17 protein-coding genes are annotated in these 18094 nt (G+C 67.2%); 13 read left to right on the top strand and 4 right to left on the bottom strand.

The window, feature by feature from the left end; all coding sequences use genetic code 11:
- Positions 1-189: 189 nt before the first annotated feature.
- The 13 genes from DFR49_RS00515 (at position 190) to DFR49_RS00455 (ending at position 11997) form a co-directional block, all read left to right on the top strand.
- Positions 190-681 carry a type II secretion system protein N gene (locus DFR49_RS00515; RefSeq protein WP_211325779.1) on the top strand — a complete coding sequence of 164 codons (492 nt, stop codon included), beginning with the start codon at positions 190-192 and terminating at the stop codon, positions 679-681.
- A complete protein-coding gene (gspD, locus tag DFR49_RS00510) occupies positions 678-2948 on the top strand; it encodes a type II secretion system secretin GspD (RefSeq protein ID WP_119034112.1) in 2271 nt (756 codons plus the stop codon). The genes DFR49_RS00515 and gspD overlap by 4 nt, the downstream gene beginning before the upstream one ends.
- The gene (gene gspE, locus DFR49_RS00505; RefSeq protein WP_119034111.1) at positions 2945-4498 is read left to right on the top strand and encodes a type II secretion system ATPase GspE; all 1554 of its coding nucleotides are present in this window, start codon (positions 2945-2947) and stop codon (positions 4496-4498) included. The genes gspD and gspE overlap by 4 nt, the downstream gene beginning before the upstream one ends.
- On the top strand, positions 4491-5705 hold the full coding sequence (gene gspF, locus DFR49_RS00500) for a type II secretion system inner membrane protein GspF (RefSeq protein WP_119035189.1): 1215 nt from the start codon (positions 4491-4493) through the stop codon (positions 5703-5705). Before gspE ends, gspF begins: the two co-directional genes overlap by 8 nt.
- 207 nt (positions 5706-5912) lie before the next feature.
- Positions 5913-6407 carry a type II secretion system major pseudopilin GspG gene (gspG, locus tag DFR49_RS00495; RefSeq protein ID WP_211325778.1) on the top strand — a complete coding sequence of 165 codons (495 nt, stop codon included), beginning with the start codon at positions 5913-5915 and terminating at the stop codon, positions 6405-6407.
- Positions 6379-6870, top strand: a complete 492-nt coding sequence (locus DFR49_RS00490) for a GspH/FimT family pseudopilin (RefSeq protein WP_119034109.1) — start codon at positions 6379-6381, stop codon at positions 6868-6870. Before gspG ends, DFR49_RS00490 begins: the two co-directional genes overlap by 29 nt.
- Before the next feature lie 154 nt (positions 6871-7024).
- Positions 7025-7345, top strand: a complete 321-nt coding sequence (gspI, locus tag DFR49_RS00485) for a type II secretion system minor pseudopilin GspI (protein ID WP_245968177.1) — start codon at positions 7025-7027, stop codon at positions 7343-7345.
- The gene (gene gspJ, locus DFR49_RS00480) at positions 7342-7962 is read left to right on the top strand and encodes a type II secretion system minor pseudopilin GspJ (protein ID WP_119034107.1); all 621 of its coding nucleotides are present in this window, start codon (positions 7342-7344) and stop codon (positions 7960-7962) included. Before gspI ends, gspJ begins: the two co-directional genes overlap by 4 nt.
- Entirely contained in the window at positions 7955-8950 is a 996-nt protein-coding gene (gene gspK, locus DFR49_RS00475; RefSeq protein ID WP_119034106.1) for a type II secretion system minor pseudopilin GspK, read from the top strand. The genes gspJ and gspK overlap by 8 nt, the downstream gene beginning before the upstream one ends.
- Positions 8947-10044 carry a type II secretion system protein GspL gene (gspL, locus tag DFR49_RS00470; RefSeq protein ID WP_170150881.1) on the top strand — a complete coding sequence of 366 codons (1098 nt, stop codon included), beginning with the start codon at positions 8947-8949 and terminating at the stop codon, positions 10042-10044. Before gspK ends, gspL begins: the two co-directional genes overlap by 4 nt.
- The gene (gspM, locus tag DFR49_RS00465; RefSeq protein WP_119034104.1) at positions 10041-10517 is read left to right on the top strand and encodes a type II secretion system protein GspM; all 477 of its coding nucleotides are present in this window, start codon (positions 10041-10043) and stop codon (positions 10515-10517) included. The genes gspL and gspM overlap by 4 nt, the downstream gene beginning before the upstream one ends.
- On the top strand, positions 10514-11239 hold the full coding sequence (gene gspN / locus DFR49_RS00460; RefSeq protein ID WP_119034103.1) for a type II secretion system protein N: 726 nt from the start codon (positions 10514-10516) through the stop codon (positions 11237-11239). Before gspM ends, gspN begins: the two co-directional genes overlap by 4 nt.
- Positions 11236-11997 carry a prepilin peptidase gene (locus DFR49_RS00455; RefSeq protein ID WP_119034102.1) on the top strand — a complete coding sequence of 254 codons (762 nt, stop codon included), beginning with the start codon at positions 11236-11238 and terminating at the stop codon, positions 11995-11997. The genes gspN and DFR49_RS00455 overlap by 4 nt, the downstream gene beginning before the upstream one ends.
- A 26-nt stretch (positions 11998-12023) precedes the next feature.
- Here DFR49_RS00455 and DFR49_RS00450 read toward each other — a convergent pair whose 3' ends face one another.
- From DFR49_RS00450 to DFR49_RS00435, 4 genes are all read right to left on the bottom strand, one after another.
- On the bottom strand, positions 12024-13064 hold the full coding sequence (locus DFR49_RS00450; protein ID WP_119034101.1) for a glycosyltransferase family 4 protein: 1041 nt from the start codon (positions 13062-13064) through the stop codon (positions 12024-12026).
- Positions 13064-13954, bottom strand: a complete 891-nt coding sequence (locus DFR49_RS00445; RefSeq protein ID WP_119034100.1) for a UDP-2,3-diacylglucosamine diphosphatase — start codon at positions 13952-13954, stop codon at positions 13064-13066. The genes DFR49_RS00450 and DFR49_RS00445 overlap by 1 nt, the downstream gene beginning before the upstream one ends.
- Before the next feature lie 73 nt (positions 13955-14027).
- Positions 14028-15104: a phytase gene (locus tag DFR49_RS00440; protein ID WP_119034099.1), complete on the bottom strand. Its 1077-nt coding sequence runs from the start codon at positions 15102-15104 to the stop codon at positions 14028-14030.
- Positions 15105-15117: 13 nt separating this feature from the next.
- Positions 15118-17961: a TonB-dependent receptor gene (locus DFR49_RS00435; RefSeq protein WP_119034098.1), complete on the bottom strand. Its 2844-nt coding sequence runs from the start codon at positions 17959-17961 to the stop codon at positions 15118-15120.
- Between the last annotated feature and the right edge of the window lie 133 nt (positions 17962-18094).

The following is an 18094-nucleotide window of genomic DNA, read 5'->3' as shown; positions in this document are numbered from 1 at the left end:
TCAATCTGTCCGACAGCCGTAACAACACTGTCACCCCACTGACGCAAGGCCCTCCCCGTCACGCACGCGACGCGATTCCGATGCGCCGAGTCGGGGGGAGTTATGCAGTTATACCAACCTGAAAGACTGCGACGACTGGGGCGTCGCCTGTCGCGTGGTGGGCCGCTCGCGGGAATCGAGGCGGTGTTGTTGATCGGCCTCGCCGTCGCGGTTGCCCGGCTCGTGTGGGCGATCGCGACGCCGGTGGGTCCGCTCGGCACGTGGCAGCCGCGCCAGCCGGTCGATTTACCGGTCGGCGCGCGCCTTGCGTCGTTCGCGCGCTTCGATCCCTTCTATCGCACCGCGCCCGACGACGACGGCGCGCAGGCGGTCACCTCGCTGCCGCTCAAGCTGATGGGCGTCAGGATCAACGAGGCGACCGGGCTCGGCTCGGCGATCATCGCCACGCCCGACGACGTCCAGACGAGCTATGCGGTGGGCGACGAGATCACCGGCGGCGCCAGGCTGAAGGCAGTGGCGATCGACCATGTCGTGATCGACAAGGGCGGCGCCGATGAATTGCTGTATCTCGACCAGTCGGAGCCCGCGCCAACACCGGTGCCGACACCCACCCTCCCGGCTGCGGCTGAGGCTGCGGCCACGGCCACGGCCACGGCCGACCTTCCCAAGACAGATCAATGACCTCCAGGATATTCCTGATCGGCGCGGCGCTCGCCCTCGTCCTCGGCGCACCGGCGCACGCGCAACAGACGCTCAACGTGCGCGATGCCGATATCCGCGCCTTCATCCAGGATGCCGCACGCGTCACCGGGCGGACGTTCATCATCGACGAGCGCGTCCAGGGCAAGGTATCGGTCGTCACCGATCGGCCGCTGTCGCGCTCCGAATATTTCGAGATCGTGCTGTCGACGCTGCGCGCCAACGGCCTCGTCGCGGTGCCGACCAGCGGCGGTGCGCTGCGCATCCAGCCGGTCGACGGCGCCGCGTCGCAGCCCGGCGGCGTCGGCCGCGCGGCCAGCCGCAATTCGTTTGTCACCGAGGTCTTTCGCCTGCGCCATATCGACGCGACCTCGGCGGTCGAGACGCTGAAGCCGCTGGTCAGCAAGGAAGGATCGATCACCGCCAACCGTGCGGCGAACAGCCTCGTCGTCGCCGATTATGCCGACAACATCCAACGCGTCCGCGCGCTGATCGCGCGGATCGACCGCACCAACGACACGACCGAGATCGTGGCGCTCAAGAATGCGGGCGCCCGCGAAGTCGCCGAATCACTCCAACAGTTGAGCGGCGGTGGCGCGGCAGGCGCCAATGGCGGCGCCACAGTGGGATCGGGCGTGGTCGCGGTGGCGATCGACAGTTCGAACAGCATCGCGCTGCGCGGCGATCCGGCAGGGGTTGCGAAACTTGCCTCGCTTGCGCGCGACCTCGATCGCCAGGCGGCAAGCGGAACCGAAATCCGCGTCATCTATCTCAAGCACGCCGACGCCGCGCAATTGTTGCCCGTGCTCCAGCAACTCGTCGGCCAGCCGGTGACGCAGGCGATCGAGGAAACCCCCGCATTCGCCCAGGTGCCGCTCGGCGCGGATGGCAAGGGCAGCACGACGGGCGCCGTCGCAACGCCGGTATCGCAGCCCGCCGCGACGGCCGCTGGAACGCCCTCACCCGCGACCAGCCTGTTCCTGCGCGGGCCGGTGATCGTGACGCGCTTCGCCGGCGCCAATGCGATCGTGATCGGCGGCAATGCCGATACGCAGCGGATGCTGGGCGAGGTGGTCCGCCAGCTCGATGTCGCGCGCGAGCAGGTGCTGGTAGAGGCGATCATCGTCGAGATCAGCGACAATGCCGCCAAGCGGCTCGGCGTCCAGTTCCTGCTCGGTGGCGATCCGTCGAGCGGGGTGCCGTTCCTCGCGACCAACTATTCGAACGCGGCGCCCAGCATCCTCACGCTTGCGGGTGCTTACGGCGCGACCAAACTCGACAAGTCGAGCACCACGATCGACGGCAACGTCGTTACCACCAACAACAACAGCCCGCTGACCGACAGCCTCCAACAGGCCGCAGCGCAGGAACTGCTCGGCGCCAACGGCGGATTCGGCGGCACCCTGCTCAATATTGGCAGCAACGCGATCTTCGGGGCGATCATCAACGCCGTGAAGTCCGACACCGCATCCAACATCCTTTCCACCCCGCATGTACTCGCGCTCGACAATCACGAGGCGCATTTCCTCGTCGGGCAGGAAATCCCGATCACCACCGGCGAAGCGCTGTCCGACAATTTCGACAATGCCTTCCGCACGATCCAGCGCGAGAATGTCGGCATCAAGCTCGATATCAAGCCGCAGATCAACGAAGGCGGCGAGATCAAGCTGACGATCCGGCAGGAAGTCAGCTCGATCGCCGGGCCGGTGTCGAACAACTCGAGCGAACTGATCCTCAACAAGCGCGAGTTCCAGACGACGCTGACCGCACAGGACGGGCAGATCCTCGCGATCGGCGGCCTGCTCGATGATAATGAGCGCCGGACGATCGAGCGCGTACCGCTGTTGTCGGACATCCCGGTCGTCGGCGAATTGTTCAAGTCGCGTTCGCGGACGCGCACCAAGACCAACCTGATGGTCTTCATCCGGCCGACCATCATCCGCAACGCCGCCGATGGCGATCGCATGACCCAGCGGCGCTACGGCTATATGCGCGATCAGCAGCTTGCCCAGAACCCCGGCGTCGAGCCGAGCCTCGACGCGCTGGTGCGCGACTATATGGGCGCGGTGCCACCGATCCCGCCCGGCACGCCCGAAACCGGCACCGTCATCCGCCCACAACAGGTGATGACCGTGCCGGGCGGCGCCCCGGTAACGCCCACACCACCTGTCGTAGTACCGATCGAACAACAGCGATCATCGACCGCGATCCGGCCTGTCGACATCGCCCCGAGCGAGGCGCAGCCATGAAGATCGCGCGCGGATCGACGGACGAGGATGCCGCGACGGCCGGAGAAGCAGCCTCGGATTCGACGCCAAGCGCCATTCCTTACGGTTTTGCACGCAAGTTCGGCGTCGTATTGCTCGACGGCAATCCCGACCGGCCGATCGTCGCGTTGCGCGAGGACAGCGATCCGCGCGTGCTGATCGAGGTACGGCGCCATCTTGGCCGCGCGTTCGATGTCGAGACCGTGTCGTCGACCGACTTCGATCGCCATCTCTCCGATCGCTACGCGATGGACGGCACCGCCGCCGCGATGGCGAATTCGATCGATCTTGGCGCGAACGAACTCGATCTCATCGCCGGCGACCTGCCGAGCGCGGAGGATCTGCTCGATTCGGCGGACGACGCGCCCGCCGTCCGCCTGATCAACGGTGTCCTCGCCGAAGCCGCGCGACACGGCGTGTCGGACGTGCACATCGAGCCGTACGAGACCGGCCTCGTCGTCCGTATGCGGATGGACGGCGTGCTCAAGGAAATGCTGCGGATGCCGCCGCATGTCGCGCCCGTGGTGGTCAGCCGGATCAAGGTGATGGCGCGGCTCGACATCGCCGAGCGGCGGCTGCCGCAGGACGGCCGGATCGGGATCACGCTGGGCGGCCGGGTGCTCGACGTGCGCGTCTCCACCCTGCCGTGCCGCGGCGGCGAGCGCGTCGTGCTGCGCATCCTCGACAAGGACACGATCGGCATCGGCCTCGAGGTGCTCGGCATGAGCGAGGTCATGGAGACCGCGTATCGCGCCGCGCTCGCCGAGCCCAACGGCATCCTGCTCGTCACCGGCCCGACCGGATCGGGCAAGACGACGACACTCTATGCCGGCCTGCGGCGCTTGAACGACGGCAGCCGCAACATCCTGACGGTGGAAGATCCTGTCGAATATGCGGTCGAAGGCGTCGGGCAGACGCAGGTCAACGCCAAGGTGGGGCTCACCTTCGCGGCCGGGCTGCGCGCGATCCTCCGGCAGGACCCCGATGTCGTGATGGTCGGCGAGATCCGCGATCGCGAGACCGCCGAGATCGCGGTGCAGGCGTCGCTGACGGGGCATCTCGTGCTGTCGACCGTCCATACCAACGATGCCGTCGGCGCGATCACGCGAATGCGCGACATGAAGGTCGAACCCTTCCTGCTCGCCTCCACGCTGCGCGCGGTGATCGCGCAGCGACTGGTGCGCCGGCTCTGCCCCGCCTGCCGCCAGCCGGTTCAGGCACCGCAGGCACTCGCCGCCCGACTCGGTTTCGAGATCGGAACGATCGTATACCAGCCGGTCGGCTGCGATCAGTGCAACGGCACCGGCTTCAAGGGCCGGATCGGCGTGTTCGAGATGATCCGCGTCGACGATACGATCCGCCGACTCATCAACGACGGCGGCGACGAGGCGCTGATCGCGCGCCACGCGTTCCTGCACTCACGCACGCTGGGCGCGGCGGCGCGCGCGCTCGTCGGCAACGGCGAGACCACGGCCGAGGAGGCGATCCGCATCACCCGCGGCGATGACGACGAAGAGCTGGGCGATGGCTGAATTCGCCTATCTCGCGATCGCACCGTCGGGAAAGGAGCAACGCGGCCATATCGCCGCCGAGACGATCGCGGCGGCCCGGGCCGAGCTTGATCGACGCCGGCTGTTCGTGATGCGGATCGATTCCGAAACGCGCCGCGCGGCAGCCCCCGCGCTGTTCAGCCTCGAACGCAAGAAGCTCTCGGTGAAGGAACTGACGCTGTTCACGCGCCAGGCCTCGACGCTGATCCAGGTGAGCCCGATCGAGGAAGCGCTGCGTACGATCGCCCGGCAGAGCGAGAAGCCCCACGTCCGCAAGGTGATCGATCGTGTCCACGCCGGGATCATCGAGGGCCGCCGGCTCGCCGAGGCGATGGGCGGCGAGCCAAGGAGCTTTCCGCTGCTGTACCGCGCGATGGTGTCGGCGGGCGAGAGTTCGGGCAGCCTGCCGCTGCTCATGGAACGACTCGCGGACCTGCTCGAACGGCAGGCGGAGATGCGTGGCCGCGTGATCACCGCGATCGCCTATCCGTTGATCCTCGCGGTGTTCGCGGTGCTCGTCGTCGCGGCGCTGATGATATTCGTCGTGCCCAAGGTGGTCGAGCAGTTCGACACGATGGGGCAGACGCTACCGCTGCTGACGCGGATCGTGATGGGGCTGTCGCAATTTCTCGCGCATTGGTGGTGGGCGCTGCTGCTCGGGATCGCGGTGCTCGCCGGGCTCGGCTGGCGCGCACTCCGTGAGGAACCGATCCGATACGCGGCCGATCGCGCGATCCTGAACACGCCGATGATCGGCCGGCTGTTGCGCGATCTCCACGCGGCACGGATGGCGCGAACGCTGGCAACGATGGTCGCGAGCCGCCTGCCGCTGATGGAGGGCCTCGCGCTGACGGCGCAGACGGTTCACAACCGCGTGCTCAAGCGCGCCTCGGACGAGATCGTCGAGGCGATCCGGGGCGGCGGCAGCCTGTCGAGTGCGCTGCGGCGCGCGGGCGTGTTTCCGCCGCTTCTCGTCTATCTCGCGGCGTCGGGGGAATCGGCGGGCCAGCTCGATACCATGCTCGCGCGCGCCGCCGATTATCTCGAGCGCGAATTCGATTCGTTCACCTCGGTCGCGCTGGCGATGCTCGAACCGGCGATCATCATCCTGATGGGCGCGGTCGTCGCGGTGATCGTGCTCTCGATCCTTCTCCCTATCCTCCAACTCCAGAGCCTGACCGGCGCTTGAGAGGTATCCATGTCTGAGATTGCCAAGCCGTGCCTTCCTCAAAGCACCCCGTCACCCCGGACTCGTTCCGGGGTCCAAGGTTCCGCAAGTGCCGCCGCCGGTGAATTTGCGGCACGTTCGATACCGGAACGAGTCCGGCATGGCGGCAAGGCAGCCGAAAACGGCTTCACATCTTCGAGGCGTTCCGCCGAAAACGGCTTCACGTCTTTGAGGCGTTCCGCCGAACACGGCTTCACATCTTCGAGGCGTTCCGCCGAACACGGCTTCACTTCTCGTAGGCGTTCCGCCGAACACGGCTTCACTTTGGTCGAACTGATGGTCGTCATCGTCATCATCGGCCTGTTGGCGACGATCGTCGCGGTCAACGTGCTGCCGGCGACCGGCAAGGCGCGGACCGAAAAGGCCAAGGCGGATATCGCGACGCTCGAACAGGCGCTCGATCAATATCGGCTCGACAACATCACCTATCCCAATGCGAACGAGGGGCTCCAGGCACTGGTGACGGCGCCGCCGACGCTGGCCCAACCGAGCCGCTACCGGCCGGGCGGCTATATCCGCCGGCTGCCCAACGATCCGTGGGATCACCCCTATCAATATCGCGTCCCCGGCAAACGCGGGCCGTTCGACATCGTATCGCTCGGCGCCGACGGCGCGGCGGGCGGCGAGGGCGAGAATGCCGACATCTATTCCAGCGACCTTTGAACCCCGCGGCGTCGCCCGGGATCTCAACTCTCTCGGATTCACGCTGGCTGAACTGATGGTGGTGCTGGTGATCCTCGGTCTCGCCTCGGCGGCGGTGGTGATGACGATTCCAGATTCGGGCAGCGGCGTGCGCGACGACATGCAGCGCTTCGCGGCGCGCCTGTCCGCGGCGCGCGATCGGGCGATCGTCGCGGCGCGGCCGATGAGCGTGTGGGTGGCCCCCAGCGGCTATGGCTTCGCGCAGCGGATCGAAGGCGAATGGGTGCCGCTCGACGACAAGCCCTTCGTCACCACCGACTGGCGCCATCAGGCGATCGCGCTCGTCGACGCCAGCGGGCCGGCGCGCGTGACGTTCGACACCACCGGCGCAGCGGTCGCGCCGCTCACCATCACGTTGGTGCGCAACGATGCGCGCGCCTCGGTGAGCGTCACCACCAGCGGCAAGGTGACGATCGATGAGTGATCGCGGCTTCCGTTTTTGTTCGCGCTCCGCCGAAAACGGCTTCACTTTTTATAGGCGTTCCGCCGAGCACGGCTTCACTTTTTATAGGCGTTCCGCCGAAAACGGCTTCACTTTTTATAGGCGTTCCGCTGAGCACGGCTTCACGCTGATCGAAATGCTCGTCGCGCTGGCGGTGTTCAGCCTCGCCGCGCTCGCGCTGCTGCGGCTGCAAGGCGTGACGCTGCGTACCGCCGCCGATCTCGACCAGCGCGTCGTGGCACAGGCAGTCGCGCGAAATCTTGCGATCGAGACGTTGACCGATCCCGTACCCCCGGTGATCGGCGCCAGCGCGGGGACCACGGTGAACGGCGGTCGCCCGTGGCATTGGGCGCGCCGCGTACAGGCGCTTGGCGGCGGCGTGCTCAGGATCGACATCGCGGTGCGCGGCGCCAGCGGTTCCCCCGCCACGCTGACGATCGCGAGGCGCGCAGGATGACTCGCGGCTTCACCCTCATCGAACTGCTCGTCGCGCTCCTGATCTTCGCGACGCTTTCGGCCGCCGGCGTGATGCTGCTGTCCGGCACCGTTTCGGCGCAAGCCACGGTGACCGCACGGCTCGACGACATGGCCGCGGTCGAGCGCGCCAGCGCGCTGATCACTGCCGATCTCGCGCAGGCGCTGCCTCGGATCAGCCGCACCGAAAGCGGCACGCTCGCGCCCGCTTTCTATGCCGATGCGGTGATCGAGCCCCACCGCCCCGCGCTGCTGTTCGTCCGTGGCGGCTGGGACAATCTCGATGGCCACGCCGATCGCCCGGCGATCCAGAAGGTCGAATATTGGCTCGTCGATGGCCGGCTCGAGCGGCGCAGCTATCCCTTCGTCGACGGGGCACGCGGCAACGAGGCGACGCCGATGATCGACGGCATCACCGCCGCGCGGCTTCGGTTCCGCGACCCCACGGGCGCATGGCGGGATGATTGGGCAGCCGTCAAACCCGATCTGCTGCCGAGCGCGGTCGAATTGACCATGACCCGCACCGGCGCGCCGTTGCGGCTGCTATTTCTCGTCGGCCCCGGCGCCCTTTCCGAACCGGACGCGCCCGTTCATGGCTAGCCCGGTGGCCCCTCCCCCACGCGAGCGCGGCGCGGCGTTACTGACGGTGTTGCTGCTCGTCGCGGTGATGTCGGTCGTCACCGCGACGCTGCTCGAACGGTTGACGATCGCCACGCGCCTTACCGGCAATGTGGGCGCACTCGATCAGGCGCGCGCCTACACGTTGTCGGCCGAAGCGCTCGCCGCGGCGCGCATCGGCGATCTGATCGCCGCCGATCCCGAACGCACCACGCTCGCAGGTGGCTGGAACGATACCCCCGTGCCGCTCCCCGTCGCCGGAGGCAGCGGCACCGCGCGCGTCACCGACGGCGGCAATTGCTTCAACCTCAACAGCCTCGTGTCAGGCGACGACCAGGCCGCGCTCGCCGCGCGCCCCGGCGGCATCGCCCAGTTCCGCGGGCTGATGCAGATCCTGGGCATCGATTCCGCGCTGGCGACATCGATCGCCGCCGCCGCCGCCGACTGGATCGATACCGACGATCGCCCGCTGCCCGACGGCGCCGAGGATGATACCTACGCGCGCGCCGCCATCCCCTATCGCACCGCCAACCGCTTCGTCGCCGATCCAAGCGAGTTGCGGGCCGTGCGCGGCGTAACGCCCGCGATCTACGCGACATTGCGCCCCTGGGTCTGCGCGCTGCCGACGAGCGACCTCTCGCCGATCAACGTCAACACGTTGCGGCCGGAGCAGGCGCCGTTGATCGCGATGCTCGCGCCCGAGCAGCTTTCGATCGGCGAGGCCCGGCGTGCGATCGCGGCGCGGCCGCTGCGCGGCTACGACAGCATCGATGATTTCTGGAACAGCGGCGCGCTCAAGGGCGTCGGCGTGGCGCCCGCGAACAGGGCGCAACTCGCCATCAAGACCCAATGGTTCGCGGTCGAGACCAACATCCTGCTCGGCGACATGACAAGCCGCGAGACGGCCCTGTTCGATGCCCGCGAGGCACCGGTGCGGCTCGCGCGGCGGCAATGGGGAGACGCGTCGTGACGCCGGCGCTCGTCATCATCCTTCCCGCCGATCTCGCGGACGCGCCCGAATGGCTGCGCGTCGCCGGCGACGCCATCGTCGCGCGCGGCCGGGGCGAGGATTGGGGAACGCCCCCCGATGATCCCGATGCGATCCTGCTCGTCGCCCCCGCCGCCACGATCACGCTCCATCGCACGATGCTCCCCGATCTCGCAGCGCGCCAGGCGATCGCCGCGGCGCGGCTGCTCGCACTCGAAAGCAGCCTCGGCGGCGCCGACACGCTCCACGCCGCGACCGGCCCGCGCGCCTCGGACGGCGAGCTCGACGTCGCCGTCGTGCGCAACACCGATATGGCCGCATGGCTGCTCTGGGCGCAGCATCACGCGCTGGACCCGGGCGCGATCGTCCCCGCGGCCACGCTGTTGCCGCGCCCTGAAAGCGGCTTCACTGCCGCGGCAATCGGCGATGAGCGCATCCTGCGCGACGCGAGTTCGGCGCTGCTCGACGACGGCATCGGCGCGTATCTGATCGGTGACGCGCCGGTCGAGGTACTTGCCCAGGATGCCATCGACGCCGCGCTCGTCGCCGCGCTTGCCGCGCCCGCGCTCAACCTGCGCCAAGGCGCGTTCGCGCGACGGACACGCCGGACGCTCGATTGGAAGACGCTGCGTCGATCCGGGGTTCTGGCGGGACTGATCCTGATCACGCTGCTCGCGACCACGCTAATCCGCATCGTGCGGCTGCACGCGGATAGTGCGGCGCAGGACGCGGCCGCCGTCGCAATGGCGCACGCGATCGCGCCAACGGTGACCACCGCCGACGAGGCGGATGCCGCCGTCCACGCCCGGCTCGCGGCGCGCGGTCTTGGCGGGCGCAGCTTTTCGGGGCCGGCGGCCCAACTCGTGAGCGCGATGCAGAACGTGCCCGACGTCACCATGACCACGCTCGCGCGCACCGGCGACGGCACGCTGACGACGACGCTGTCGGCGGCCAGCGTCGACGAGATCGATGCCGTCCTGCTGGCGGTGCAGAACGCGGGCTATGTCGTCACCGCCGAGCCGCCCTTGACGCAAAGCGGGCGCAACGCCGTCGCGATAACGGTCTCGGCGCCATGATCGCATCGCTTCATGCCTGGTGGATCGCACGCGCGCCTCGCGAGAAGCGCCTGATCGCCGCGATGGTCGCCCTGATGGCGATCGTGATCCTGTGGCTTGGTGTCCTGCGCCCGGTGACGCGCGGCCTCGCCGATGCCAAGGCTGCGCACCGCGTCGCGATCGATCGCGCGGCCGGCGTAAAGGCCGGCCTGGCCTTGCTCCGGCACGCCGCGCCGCGACCGCCACGTATCGACGGCCCGCTCGATCAGTTCATCGCCTCCAGCGCCGCCGAGGCCGGCTTCACGCTCGACGGCAACACGGCGGCCGGGCCTGACACCGTATCGATCACGATCGGCGCGGCACGCGCCCCTGCCCTTCTCGCCTGGCTGAGCACGGTCGAGGCGAAGGGGCTTGTCATCGATTCGGCCGCCATCCAGCCCGGCGCCAACCGCACCGTTTCGGCACGAATCACGGTGCGGAGGGTAACGCGATGAGGCTATCGCGATTGTCGAAGGGCCGCTGGCTGCTGGTCGCGCTCACCTTGCCGATCGCGCTCGTCGCGTTGCTACCGCTGCGGCTCGCTGTCGGTTGGGTCGCGTCCGATGCGCGCGGGCTGAGCGCGCGCGGCGTGCACGGCAGCATCTGGGACGGCACGATCGAGCAGATGCGCGTCGGCGCGCTGCCGCTGGGCACGCTCGACGCCGCGCTGTCCCCCCTCCCCCTCCTGCTCGGCCGCGTGCGGCTGAACCTCGCACGGCCGGCCAACGGCGCGTCCGCGCTGCACGGTACGATCACGATCGGCCACGATCGCGTCGGTGTGGATCATCTTACCGCGTCGCTCCCCACGGCGGGCCTGCTCGCACCGCTGCCGATCGGGGCGCTCGATGTCGACGATGCCAGCGTGCGCTTCGTCCGCGGGCGCTGCGACCATGCCGAAGGGCGCGTCCGTGCCCGGCTCGACGGTGCGCTTCCCGGCGTCGCGCGCGCGCAGGGGCTGACGGGATCGATCCGGTGCGACGGCACACGGGCGCGGCTGGCGCTCGCCAGCCAATCGGGGCAGGAACGGCTTGACCTGAGCATCGGCGCGACGGGTGATTACATCGCCGACGCACGCATCGCCGAACCCGATCCGGCCCTCGAACCGACGCTCACCGCGCTAGGCTTCGTCCGCGTCCCCGGCGGCTTCCGGTTGCGCACCACAGGCGCGCTCGAATGATCGAGACCGCCACGATCATCGCGCCAATGGGTGCCCTGCTCGGCGCGCTCGTCGGCAGCTTCCTCGCGACCGTCCTCGTCCGCTGGCCCGCGGGCGAAAGCGCCCTCACCGGCCGGTCACGCTGCGACGGCTGCCGGCGGCCCCTCACACCGGCCGAGCTGGTGCCGGTGCTGAGCTTCGCCCTGAACCGCGGCCGATGCCGATGCTGCGCTACGCCGATCGATCGTACTCATCTGCATGTCGAGATCGCCGCCGCGGCGATCGCGGGGGCCGCCTTCGCACTCGCGAGCCCGCCCGCCGCGTTCGGCTGGTCCGTTCTCGGCTGGGGCCTGCTGTTGCTCGCGCTGCTCGACTGGCGCCATTTCTGGCTGCCGGACACGCTGACGCTGGGTCTTGCCCTGCTCGGCCTCGTGATCGGCGGCGTCATCGGGGCGGGCTCCGCCGCCGACCGGTTGATCGGCCTGATGGCGGGGTACGGCGTCTTGTGGGCGATCGCGCGCGCCTACACCGCTGTGCGGCATCGCGACGGGATGGGCGGCGGCGATCCCAAGCTGCTGGGCGCGATCGGCGCCTGGCTGGGCTGGCAGGCGCTGCCGTTCATCCTGCTGCTGGCGTCGGCGCTCGGCTTGATCCTGGTTCTGGTCGCGCTGGTCCGCCATCGCAGCGTCGTCGCGACGACCGAACTCCCCTTCGGCACCTTGCTTTGCATCGCGGCGCTACCCGGCTGGCTCGTCGCCCAATCCTTGGGTATCGGATGATCGGTCTCGGCCTCCGATCGGCGAGGTTATGCCGCCACCGCGCCTTGCCCTGCCTCGTCGCCCGACCGCACCGATACGAGCGCATGTTCGAACTGGTCCGCGCTTCGCTGCCAGCTAAAGGTTCGTCCATAAGCAGCACATGACCGGCGGTCCTTGCCGAGCGCAAGGGCCGTGGCGCGCGCGAGGTCGCGATCGGTGGCGCCGACATCGTCGGTCAGGATATCGCGCGGCCCGATGACCGGATAGGCGGCAACAGGGGTGCCGCAAGCGAGCGCCTCGATCATCACCAGGCCATAAGTATCGGTCATGCTCGGGAAAACCAGCACGTCGGCGCCGGCATAAGCGGCGGCAAGCGCCGGCCCGTGAAGCGCGCCGGGAAAGCCAACCTCGGGATATCGCCGCATCAGCAAGTCGCGCGCAGGGCCGTCACCGACGACGATCTTCGATCCGGGGTGGCCGCTTTCGAGAAACGCCTCGATATTCTTCTCGACCGAGACGCGCCCGACATAGAGCTGGATCGGCCGCGCCGCCGCCTCGAAGGCGGCGCACGGCGGTGCGTCGGGGTGGAAACAGTCGAGATCGACACCGCGCCCCCACAAACGGGTCCGATACAGCCCATGCGCGCGCAGCAGTTCGGCCACGCTCGGCGTTGCGGTCAACACCGCACGCGACGGCCGATGGAACCAGTGGATATATTTCCAGAACAGCTCGGGCGGCAGCTTCGTCCGCTTGGCAAGATATTCGGGGAATTGCGTGTGATAGGCGGTCGTGAACGACAGACCGCGGCGCAGGCACCAGGCGCGCGCGGCGACGCCGAGCGGCCCTTCGGTCGCAATGTGGATCGCGTCCGGATCGAACGACGATATCAGGCGGCCCACCACGCTGGCCGACGCAAGCCCCAGACGGATTTCGGGGTAGCTCGGGCATGGAAGCGACCGGAAGCGGTCGGGCGAAACGACCAGCACCTCGTGTCCCCGCGTTTCGAGAACACCGCGCAGCGCCTGCAATGTGCGGACCACACCGTTGACCTGGGGCAGCCAGGCATCGGTGACGATCAGGATTTTCATCAGGCCGCCTCGACCGGGGTCGCCAGGGAGCGAGCCGCGTGCGGTTTTGGCCGCGCCGCAACCTCATCGGCCCAATGCAGGATCTCCATGCGCCCGTCGAAATGTTCGACGAGCGCGGTGCAGCCTTCGACCCAGTCGCCGTCGTTGTAATAAGCGACATCGCCGAAATATCGGGCCTCAGCGGTATGAATGTGGCCGCAGACAACGCCGTCCACTCCCAGCCGCGCTGCTTCGTGCGCGATCGCTTCCTCGAAGCGCGAGATGAAGGCAACCGCGTTCTTCACCTTACTTTTGGCATGCTTCGACAGCGACCAGTAAGGCAGGCCGAGCCGCTGGCGCACCGCGGCGACGACGACGTTGAGCCGCAGGAGCGTGGTGTAGGCGATATCGCCGAACAGCGCGAGCCAGCGATGCGCCATGACGACCGCATCGAATTCGTCGCCGTGTAGGATCAGCAGGCGTCGACCATCGACGGTGGTGTGCACCGCCTTTTTCCTGATTTCGACACCACCGAAATTCGAGCCCGCGAACTGGCGGAACATCTCATCGTGATTGCCGGGAATATAGACGACGTGCGTGCCGCGCTTGGCACGCTTCATGATACGGCGGACGATCGCATTGTGCCGCTCGGGCCAGTAAAAGCGCTTCTTCAATCGCCAGCCGTCGATGATGTCGCCGACCAGATAGATGATATCGCTGTCGACATGATCGAGGAAATCGAGCAGCAACCGGTCGTTGCATCCTCGCGTGCCGAGGTGAACGTCGGAAATCCAGATCGTTCGATACCGGCGCCTGGGGCTGCCCGATGGCCCTACGGGCTTGTCGAACCGGGAAACATCGTTGCGAAATCGGTCGATCATCCCACCGGGCGTGCGCTTGAACGAATTCATCGCCGTGATCCTCCGTTTGCCGTCGCTCTACGGGCGAAATGTTACAGTTCGAAAGAACCGCCGGATGCCCCGCTCATTCGGGAGCCACTCGTTCGGACGGATGCCGCCCGAGCGCGCGCTCGACATCCGCCCAGCTCACCAGTTTGAAATTCTGCGCGGCGGGCGCGTTGTCGCCATCCTGCGCGACCAGCAGCCCGCGCGGATAGGCCGGGCCGAAGTCGCCGACGGCGATCTCGATCCCATCGGTTTCCTGTGTGCCGTCCACCGCGCCGGCCTCGATGCGGAAGCGCCCGACATATTCTTCATCGACGAGTTGCCAGACCGCATAGGCATTATCGCCCTGGCTCGATGCGACGAGATACCCGCCGTCGGCGCCCTCGGGCACGATCGCCAGACCTTCGACATCGTCGAACAGGCGCACGCGATCGACCTTCGCCACCGCGGTCGCCTCTACCGGCCCCGCGGCACCCGCATCGAAACGCCAGATGCCCACATCTTCTTCGGCGACGTACAGCCGGCCGGAGCGATCGTCGGCGACGCAGCCTTCGGCCTGACTGGCGAGGTGGAGCGTCCGAACGAGCCGGCCCTGTGGTGTGGCCCCCTCCAGATCGAGCGCGATCTGCCCGATCGTGCCGTCCTTCATCACCAGAAAGGCATAAAGCGCGTCGGCGGCGCGATAGAGGCACAGCCCATAGGCTTCGCCCGCAAGCGCCGGAATCTTGCCGAGCGCCTCCAGTCGAGCGGCAACCGGATCGAGGCGAAACAACGCGAGGTTGCCATGCGCGGGATCGGAGCGGTCGCTCGCCACCACCAGAATCCCCGCTCGGCCGCCGATCCGAACATCGTCACGCAGATCGACATTGTTGACCCGCCCGGCATCGATGAAGCTGCGCTTGGCGCCGTCGAGGCCATAGACGTAGAGGCCCGCCTTCTTGTCGGTCGCGACGATCAGGCTCGCTTGCGGATCGCCGGCATTGCGCCAGATCGCAGGATCGTCGGCCGCATCGGCGTTGCGCGTCGCCACCGCTTCGGTTTCCGCGACCGCCGTCACCGCGACCGTCGGCGCCGGTGACAGCGACATCGAAGACCGTCCCTCGACGCAGCCTCCGAGCAAGGCGAGCGGCACTATTGCCATTATTTCCAGGCGCATCGTTCGTTCCCCTTCAGAAGTGCGCGCGGACGCCGAATTTCCCTGTCCACGAATAGGTTTCGGACTGGAGCAGACGATCGCGGCCCGGCCCGCGCTGATAGGCGCGATACGGCGCGTCGTTGAGGTTCACGAATTCCGCAAAGAGCTGCACCTGCTCGACGATGCGGTATTTCACCGTGGCGTCGAACTGGAAGTGCGACTTGACGTAGCGATCCTCCTGCGCGTCGCCGCCGATCTCGTCGAGATAGCCCGACCGATGGGCACCGGCGAGGCGGATGCTGAGCGGCCCCTTCTCGTAACCGAGCACGGCGTTGAAGGTATGTTTCGCCGACGCCGGCAGCGGAATGTCGCGCCCCGGCTCGCCCCCTTCACCGTGCAAGCGCCCCTCGGCGTCGGTATAGGTGTAGTTGAGATTGATCAGGAACCCGTCGAGCGGCGCGGGCAGGAACGTCAGCGCCTGCTGATAGCTGAGTTCGATACCCTTGACCTTGGCGCTGTCGCCGTTGACCGGAATCTTGGCCTCATCATACGCGATCCCGTTGAAGCTGCCGCCGAAGGGATCGTTGGCATCGCCATCGAATTTACCCTCGACGATGAAATCTTTGATGTCCTTATAGAAAAACCCTGCCTGCACGACCGCGTTCGTGCTGAAATAATATTCGGCCGCGAGATCGATATTCCAGGCATGATAGGGTTTCAGCGCGGGATTGCCGAATTCGCCCTCACGCTCGCCATCGTCGCTTTCCTCGACGAGGAAGCGCGGCGCGATGGCGCCGAAGTTGGGGCGCACGATGCTCTTGGAGGCGCCGAAGCGCAGCACGACGTCGCGCGCCGGCTCGTACCGCAGATTGAGGCTCGGCAGCCAGTCGGTGTAGCGCCGTTCGAACGCGACCGGGGTCACCACGACGAGATCGTCGCCGTTCGCCGCCCCTTCTTCGATCGTCTCGACGCGATTGCCGGTGAAGCGGTTGCTGGTACGCTCGACGCGCACGCCACCGACAATTCTGAGTGCCGATCCCTCGTAGCGGCCAAGCAGATAGCCCGCGTAGACATCTTCTTTCGCGCCATAATCGGCGGCCGAGGATTCGTAGAGCGTATCGATCGGGTTGAGGATGAAGCGATCGAACCCGCCCGCCAGCAGATCGCGCTCGCCCTCCTTGCCCACCACCGGCTCGATATCGGCGAGGCTGTAGCTCTGGCGGCCCAGCACGTCGGCAAGCGTCAGGTCGCCTTCGACGCCGTCATATTTGTCCTGCGTGTATTCGAAGGTCTTTTTGCGCAGCCGCGCCTTGCCGCCCGCCTGGATATCGAACGTGCCGGTATCGAGCGCGAAGCTGCGCGTCACATCGATACGGCCGCTCCACTCGCGATCCTTCGACAGGCTCAGCGTCGAGCGTTCGATCTTGTCGAATTCGTACACCGTCGGGTCAAAGAAAGCGGCCTCGCCATTGTCGATCGTGTAGCCGGGATGCCCCAGCCGCGTATAATCGAACGTCACCCCCAGTTCGTCCGGTTCCTCGAACTTGTGCCGGAAGGTGATCGGATCGATCGATCCGTGTTCCTGCTCGTCGGCATAGGAATAGGCGCCTTCATAGCGCAGCTTCCACGGGCCGGTCTCGGTCTTGCCGCCTGCCGAGACGGTCTTGACGTGCTGGACCTCGAAGCGATCCTTCAGATCGCGTTCGACGTTGATCTCGCCATCGTCGGATCGGAAGCTCGCGTGGTCGGCGTCACCGGCATAGGGATCGGCATCCATCTCGAAAATCAAGCGCTTGCGCAGTTCCTGGTCGGCGAAACGGCTGTAAAGCCCGCGCACGAACAGGGTGGTCGTATCGCTGGGGCGCCAGTCGAGCGACAGCGACGCGCCAAGGCGCGTGCGCGTCACGTCATAATCGCGGAATTCGAGCGTATCGGCGAAGACAGTGCCGTCATCGGCGGTTTTCCAACCATCGGGCTCGACCCCGTCGGTCGCGAAACGCCGGCGGTAATAAGACAGCCCGCCCGAAACACCGAGATCTTCGCCAAGCCGGGTCGAAAAGTCGATCGATCCCTTGGGCGACCATTTCTCGGTCTTGTCATTGTACGATCCTTCGGCCGAGATCGCGACGAACGGCTTCTTCCGATCGAGCGCATTGGTGGTGTTGATCTCGATCGTGGCGCCGATCGTGTCGGCATCCATGTCCGGGGTCAGCGTCTTCTTGATCTCGATCGATTCGACGAGTTCGGACGGGATCGTATCGAGCGCGACCGACCGCACGTCGGATTCGGGCGACGGGATACGCACGCCGTTGATCGACGCGGCGTTCAGATTGGGATCGAGCCCGCGCACCGAAACGAACCTGCCCTCGCCCTGGTCGTCGAGGACATTGACGCCCGGCGCGCGGCGAACCGCCTCGGCGACGTTCTGATCGGGGAACTGGCCGATCGCATCGCGGGTAAGGACGGTCTCGACCGTTCCGGCAGCGCGCTGCCGCGAAATCGCGCTCGCCAGATTGGCGCGCTGACCGACGATGAGGATCGTGTCCGCCGCATTGCCGAGCAGGAGATCGATATGCGCGACGCCATCGGCGGTGACGGTCGCGGTGGCGCTGACAGGCTCGGTGCCGGCATAGCGCGCGCGCACCGTATAGGTGCCGGCGGGAAGGTTGGCGAAGCGAAAGCGGCCGTCCGTACCGGCATGGTCGACGCGGCCAAGCTCGACGATTTCGACTTCGGCCCCCTGGAGCGCACGGGTGCCGCTCGCGTCGACGACGCTACCGACGATATCCCCCGCGATCGCCGCGGTCGGAAGCGCCAGCGCGATCGCCGCCGACGAATAGAGAAAGGCGAAATGAACATGGCGTTTGCCGAAAAACATGGGTCCCCCGCTGCCGATTTGTTGGCTGACGGGGCGCCGGTAGATGTCGCAAGTGACTCTCGCGTGACACCGGGCGCTACATCGGGGATTTTGACCGTTATATTACTAACGACGGTCACGTCCGGTAGTGGGT

This window comes from Hephaestia caeni, assembly GCF_003550065.1.
GTDB classification, from domain to species: Bacteria; Pseudomonadota; Alphaproteobacteria; order Sphingomonadales; family Sphingomonadaceae; genus Sphingomonas; species Sphingomonas caeni_A.
The sequence above is the reverse complement of the archived record's forward strand: the minus strand, read 5'-3'. Positions and strand labels throughout refer to the sequence as shown.